This window comes from Plesiomonas sp. (assembly GCF_051650925.1).
In the GTDB taxonomy this organism is placed as follows: Bacteria; Pseudomonadota; Gammaproteobacteria; order Enterobacterales; family CAMTGL01; genus Plesiomonas.
In genome coordinates, this window is record NZ_JBOFRH010000263.1 from 1 (window position 1) to 7,547 (window position 7,547).

The following is a 7,547-nucleotide window of genomic DNA, read 5'->3' on the forward strand; positions in this document are numbered from 1 at the left end:
GCAAAAATACCTTCGTATCGGGCATGGTTTACCATGCCAACATACTTTGTCAAAACCCTATGATGGTGATAGAAAGCCGCTATCGGGTAAATCGTCGCTATTTGGTATCACACTGTTAGTAAGCAGCTTGTTTGCGCTCGTTGCCCCATGGCAAACTGCAAATGCATATCAAACCCCTGTCACACTACCAGGAATAGTTCAACCACCTGCGGGTCACTTTGAGCATCCGGTGACTTTGCCGGCTGAAATTCAGCGTCCGGTAACTCTACCAGGGCGCTTACCGGGTGGGCTACCGCATATCCCTACAAAAATAACCGATCTGCACAGCCAATTAGAGCTGGTACTGATTGAGGATAAAGTAGCTAATAGCCAGTATTTATCCACATTGGCCAGCAGCGGGGATACCCTTCAGGGGTCATTACCGCAGGCTATTTTTGGTGCGCGCACACCGGGGCTGGGCGCTAAAAAGCCAGCGATCTGGTATACCCATAACAGCAATGGTACCAGTGATGTCAAAACCCTTTCGGGATTAACGCCAGCACAGGCGTTTCGCGGCATGGCCGATACCCATGGCACTGCTGTGATGTGGGATGGTGGAACATTTACACCGCAAAATGGGGGGCAGGTCAATCCGGTACTCAGTGATACCGTGTTTAACTTGATGTCGCAAGCTACAGCGGGAACTTCCCGAACGCTTGCTTTGCAGGAAACACTGCAAAATGGGGATATTCGCCGTTTTGAAACTCATGTCACGAAAGCTGCACATCTGACACTGTTGCCGCCCGCCGGACAAGTGTGCCGTGATGAGCGGCTCAATGGTGTGGCGGGCAAGCTTTGTACACTGCGCACGATTAAGGGAAGCTCTGTTGCTCGCAGCGGTGGTGATCTGATGTTCACTATACGGGCGCGGGTAGCACTACCACAGGCTCGTTTTCGCGTAGGCTCTCAGTGGCATGCTATTGGTGATAGTGTGCATATTGCCGAGTTTGCCAATAGCCATGCGATAGAGGTATTTTTTGTTCCACCATCGGCCGCTGAACGTGATCAGTGGAAGGCTGCACACCCGCAACAAAAATTGTCTGAATTAGTAGAAAGCGGCTTTTATTCGGCATCTCGTTTAGCGAAAGGTGACAGATTTAATCTGCAACTGTTTGGATCTCAACTTAACACTCGGCCCAGTATTGTACTGTCACGGCTCGGACTGCTGTCGATAGAAGATACAGTAACACAGCGCGGCTATGTTACCACCCTCAGTGGGCGGTCTGATCAGGCGATTTATGGCGAAAGACAACCACAAGGGCGAAGCAGACAGGCTGCATGGTATTTGGAAAGTGGCCAGTTATCGCCGCTGTTTCCACTTAGTCGGATCACCCACAGCCAACCGGTTAATCTATTTTTTGGTGTGATGGATGCGCAGGGGCAGGTGAGCTCAGGCCGCATTATGCCGCGTGATGGCCAAGTGAATCCGGTCTTTAGCCCTATAGCATTAACCGGATTAGTGAAACAACCGTTGGGCGCGCAACAAGAGCTGCTTGCCACAGGCCAACGAACCGATGGCTCACGTGTTGAGTACCGTACCAGTGCAGTTAAAGCAGCCGCCTTGCGGTTGGATAGACCGTCACGTGCCGAGTGTCATGCAGATAAAGTTGAGGGTATCAACGGCCAGACATGCGTACTTCGCACCATTAGTGGGGAGCATAACGTTAGCAGTGGTGGTGATATCCGCTTTATGATCCGAAGCGGTTTTCCGCTTCCTTCAGCGCGTTTTCGTGTCAGTAATCAGTGGCATCATCTGGGGGAAAGTGTCGGGTTGGCTGAATTTGCACGGGCAAAAACAATTGATGTTTTTATCCCAAAACTCAGTGATTTACATCAGCTTGCTCAGGCTCAGTGGCAGCAAATTATCACACAGGTAGAGATGCGATTTTACTCCAGCTCCCGCCAAATTAAAGGTGATAGCTTCAGTCTTGCGATGCTGCCAAACAGCATCAGACTGCCCGAAGAGCAACGACCAGATAACGGAACATCATTAAATAATACTGCGGTCAGTGTCGTGAGTGTATCTGATGCCGCTATTGTTGAGGGCAAACCGCTAGAGAGTACCGTGACCTTCAGTGATGTGGTAGCAACTAAAATAATTTACCTTAAAACCACTTTAGAGAATGCTTCACCTGATGATCTCAATCTTAAACGGGTTGAAATTCGTTTGCGTAAAAACGGAAATATAATATCGATCGTTGATTTAAGCAGCGGGAAACCGGTTGCCGTACAGTTACCGGCTAATGCGGAAAAAGAGTTAACTATCTCTATTCCTACTGTGGCTGATATGGTAAGCCCAGAGCCGGATGAAACCTTGATATTAGAAGCCGGTTTCGCTGCTGATATGCACGATGCAAAAAGCGGAACACTGGCTATTATGGATAAGCCCTCGCCGAAAGTGATTTCAGTTGGTGATTCAAAAGCGATGGAAGGGGCAGCTTTGGCAAGTGAAATACTGCTCACAGATAAAGGCGCAGGTCATACTCTTTATCTGCAAACTAAACTTATCAGTGCCAAAGAAAAAGATGTGGATTTAACCCATGTTACGGTTTCCTTCCAGTATGTACGTACTCAAGTTATAGTCGATTTAAGTGGTGGGAAAATAGCTGCAGTATTATTACCTGATGTCGTGGATCGGGAAGTTTATGTCAGTATTCCAACACTGAAAGATATCAGCCCGAACCCAGATAAAACACTCGAGCTGAAAGGTAGTTTTTCATCAAACATGGATAATGCACAAAGTGGTATACAGACCATTAAAGATCTGGACCCATGGAATATTGCCCAAATAGACGATGTCTATGTTCCAGAAGGTACTACGGCAGTGTTACATGTGCGCTTAAATTCAAACGGAACGTTGGATGGGCAAGCGATATATCTGAAGGCTGTATTATCAACAGCGACATGGAAGGATGCTGACTTTGATAATGTCGTGGTCAGTTATCCAAATACTAATGCGCCTGATGACCGTGGTAGTTTATCTGATGGCAATGTTCATAAGGTCATTTTACCATCTAATGTAGGTAAGAACGTTGATGTTTCGGTCTATATTAATAAAGATGCTATTTCTGATGATCGGTATATGTTCCAGATAAAAATTGGTACCACTATAGATATGGCCGGTAGTAATCAGGGCACCGTGATTATGCAAGACAGAGAGGGCGACTGGGAAGTGCGTTCAGTTTCTGATGCTACTGTTGAAGAGGGAAAAAATGCTATATCTACCATTTTGCTGACAGAAAAAGATTTAGCACATCAAAAAATTTACCTGCGTACCAAGTTTGGTTCTGCCAGTGAAAGTGATGTTGATTTAAAGCATGTAAAAATTAGTTATCCAGGCACCTCGCTACCAGAGTCTGAGATTGATCTTTCGGGCGGAAAAATGGTTGCTCATACCCTGCCAGTTGGCATTATTGATAAACTTTCTGTCAGTATTCCAACTATTGTTGATGGCATACTAGAGAGCCCGGAAAAACTCTATTTAGAGGCCAGTAACAAGCCCGATATGCTAGTACGTAAAAGTGGCACTATCATGATTACTGACAGTTCCGTTTGGGCATTAGCTAAAGTAGATAACGGTGAAGGTAATGAAGGTGAAAATCTTACCACTCACGTTCATTTTATTGGTGAAGGAGAAGCCGGCAGTGAGCCGCTCTACCTACAAGCTAAACTGGGTACTGCCTCAGAAAATGATATGGACTTGGCGCATGTGAAACTCTCTTTAGTGGGCGGAGGCAACAGTCAGCTCATTGATCTTACTGGCAATAAAATCGCTAGTATCATGTTGCCGGATAAGACCGTTGAAGTCAGCATTCCATTACTGCAAGATAATATAGATGAACCCGATGAGCAGTTTACCTTGTTAGCTAGCCGAGACAGCAAAATGTCGGGTAGCAAACAGGGCACGATGACTATTCATAACCGTGTCGCGTGGAATGTCGCATCGGTGGCTGATGTCACCGCGCATGAGGGGGAAAATGCTGTCTCAACCGTCATTCTAACTGGGGATGGAGACCTGAGTGGCAATCCGCTCTATCTCAAAGCCGAGTTGGGTTCAGCATCTGCCGATGATGTAGAGTTAGAGCATGTAACCGTGCGTTTACCAGGTAGCAACTCGGGCACACAGCTTGATTTATCCGGTGGAAAAGTAGTGGCATACCCACTGCCAGCGGGTCTAAAAAAACAGCTGGAGATCGTGCTGCCGCTTAATGAAGATCAGCAAAACGAACCTGCTGAAACATTGACCTTGGTTGCTAGCCGAGATGTAACCATGAAAGAGCATCAATCGGGTGTGATCACCATCATCAATAAAACCAGCCTACCTACCCTTGAAGGGATAAGTATCGCACCGCAAGCCAGTAATGTGGTTGAGTCACGGTTTTCCGGTGATGAACCTGATGTCGTCATTCCTTATTTAGTCCGTGTTGAACTCAGTAATATGCCGGTTTCTTCTATCGGAAATTATTCAAAAAATGAGATAGCAACACTGCTGAAAAACCGTACAGCATCAGCCATTACCGTGACAGCCAAAGTAGAAGGCGGTCATCAAGAGATGAATAAAAACGCGGTCTGTGCGTTTACCATTAATAATGGCAAAACGCATGCTGCAGTACCGGCTTATTTTGGCTTTGCTGGTAATAGTTCAACGTGGAAAGATACTCCTCAAAACTGTACCGGTGAGCCGATTGTACTTAAAGACTCACAACACCCAGATGCCGGTGGTCACTGGGTAAAAGAGAGGGGTGCTTCGGTAGCGGGGAAGGCCAGTTACACCCTTAAAACACGCCTTGGTTTTAAAATGAATGATCGTATTTCTGGTCGAGAAATTGAAACTCAGCGCGATTGGGTCGGGTCGGCAAAAAATGATGGTACTGTTACTGTCGAGCTTTCACTGGGAAATTAACATATATTAATAGTGATATATCTAGGGGCGGTGTGAAAGCACCGACCCTGTTTTACATTTATAGGATAAAGCAGCATGTACCCGCGTATTTTTTTCCTGATCAGCGTGCTATCGGCATTGCTAACCTCCAGTGTTTTTGCCGTGCAAATGCAGCCATTAAATGAGCTAATCGATAACCACAATATTCTCAACATTGATATTAAAAATGATGAGAGACAAGAGATTATCTATACCTTATCGTTAAATGAAACCACGTTTCCTGATGGCCATGAAACGCTAAAAGCGGCACATCCAACCCCTTTTTATGTATCACCTGCTCAGCTGCGTTTAGCTGCTGGCCAGAAAGGGCATTTTACCCTGCACTATAATCTAAAGCGTGATAATCAAGAGCGCTATTACCGTGCATCACTGCGTCAGTTAGGCGTTGCAGCCATTCAATTAGGGCAAGTACCTGCTGCGGTGGTCACTCGTTATCCGGTTGAAATTAAAAGCGTGGTGGTTGTTCGCCCAATCACTCCCGTAATGAAATACACACTCAAAAATAACCGTTTAACCAATAACAGCAATGGCTATGTTTTAGTCATGCAAGATACCCATTGCGGTCAGCAGCAAGGCAGTACCCATTTTTTACCCGCCAATGCCAGTATGCAAATATCCTCACAAGATAAACAACAAGTCATAACAATGGGAATGGTGAATAAACTGACCACCGTGCTTGATAGCTGTAAAAAGTCTGGATGATTTTTCGGTAATAAATAAATGCAGCTAATTGCATTGTGATAATATTGAGTATCATCGGCAGATAAATTGCCAATCCTACTTTAGTGGTTATTTTTTTCACTATGGCAGTTTTACTTATTACACATGATGTGTTTTGAGGGATTATGTTCAAATTTCATCTACCCAAATTGCAATACATTGCACTATGTTTTACCTTAATAGTTGGGTATGGTGTTACCCCTGTGTGGGCCACAGAAAGCCTGTTTACACCTGAAGAAACGTTATGGATCAAACAACATCGTAAGCAAACTATCTATATTCCGGTTAATGTTTCACATGAATTATCCTATCATCGCTATCTAATCTCACTATTAGAGAAAAAAACCGGCCTTAAATTTATGGTGAGTTCCCTGTATACAGGGCAGCTTAATCCACAAAATATTGTGGAAGATAAAGACTTACCCGCCGTGATTTTTGGTGCTGATTATCGGTATTCACAAGTGTCTTCAGTAACAGACCAATACCAGTTTATTCACCCCTTTATGTATCTTAGGCATGAATTTATTTCGCTAGGGAAACACCAGTTTGTCGGTACACTTGATCACCTGAAAACAGAAAAAGTGGCAGTGATAGAAAACTCTTACCTCTATCATAACTTGACTCGACAGCCTAAATCACTGGCGGCAGTATTAGTTCCCGCGCTGAGTATTAATGACATCTTTGATAAATTACGTTCGGGTGAGGCTGATGTTGGTATTGTTGTTGGTGCTGAGTTTGATGCAGTACAAGATGATAATAAAGATATTTATCTAGGAGGATACGTTAATCTTCCACCCAAACCCTTTTCAGTTATGGTTTCAAAAAATAATAAAGAGCTGTACCAAGTACTGAGTAAAGCCCTAAGTAGCATTACCGCTAAAGAGATGGATCAGTCATTAATGACATGGAAAGAGTCTACCGAACAGACAAAACCAACACTTCATCAGCTTTGGGTGTCGTATCGCTGGCAGATATTAGCAACCCTAATCATGATCTGTTCATTAAGCATTTCATTGTTGTGCTATATGTATGCTTATCGTGCAAAAAAACAGAGTGAAAGAATTAAAAGCCGCTTCTTGGCGATGATCAGCCATGAAGTAAAAACGCCGATTGGTGTTATGTTGTCGGTTTTTGAGTTGCTGCGTGGTACAAAAGTAAATCAGTCACAGCGTGAAATGATTAATCAGGCTGATGATGCTGGGCAATTACTGCTATCACTACTCAATAATCTATTGGATATGTCGCGTCTTGATGCGCGAAAATTGAACATAGATTTGCGTCCGGTTAAATTAATACCGATATTGGCCGAACTCGAGCGGCAGTACAGTATAATTTCTGAGCGTAAAAAAATTACACTTAATGTTCACGAACACAATATTGCTGATTATAACTGCTTTAATATTGATGAATTGCGCGTCAAACAGATCTTATATAATTTAATTTCAAATGCCCTGAAATTTACCGCACAAGGGGAAGTTACCCTGTCGGCTCGCTTTTGTAATCAGAAAGGGCAGGATAATGGCATACTGGAGTTTGATGTCTCGGATACCGGTATCGGTATTGCCGAACAGGATAAAACCAAATTATTTTTACCGTTTTCACAGGTGGATAATTCCACTAGCCGTGTATTTGGCGGTACGGGGCTAGGGTTGTCTATCTGCAAAGAGTTGGTGGAACTGATGGGGGGTACTATCTCATTAGAGAGCCAGAAAGGGCGTGGTTCGCGCTTTATTGTTCGCATTCCCACCACTGCCTGTAAAGTAGAAGAGCCTCGCACTCAAAGCAATAAACCGCTGGTAACAACCCACGATGATCCGGTTATTTTATTGGTTGATGATCATGAAGC

At 44.4% G+C, this 7,547-nt stretch carries 3 protein-coding genes; all 3 read left to right on the plus strand.

Annotation, left to right across the window (positions count from 1 at the left end; translation table 11 throughout):
* Positions 1-229 precede the first annotated feature (229 nt).
* Positions 230-4,942: a hypothetical protein gene (locus ACRC27_RS06295; protein ID WP_438639438.1), complete on the plus strand. Its 4,713-nt coding sequence runs from the start codon at positions 230-232 to the stop codon at positions 4,940-4,942.
* 75 nt (positions 4,943-5,017) lie between these two features.
* Positions 5,018-5,683 carry a hypothetical protein gene (locus tag ACRC27_RS06300; protein WP_438639439.1) on the plus strand — a complete coding sequence of 222 codons (666 nt, stop codon included), beginning with the start codon at positions 5,018-5,020 and terminating at the stop codon, positions 5,681-5,683.
* 221 nt (positions 5,684-5,904) lie between these two features.
* The coding region (locus ACRC27_RS06305) for an ATP-binding protein (RefSeq protein WP_438639440.1) at positions 5,905-7,547 on the plus strand (1,643 nt) is incomplete at its 3' end.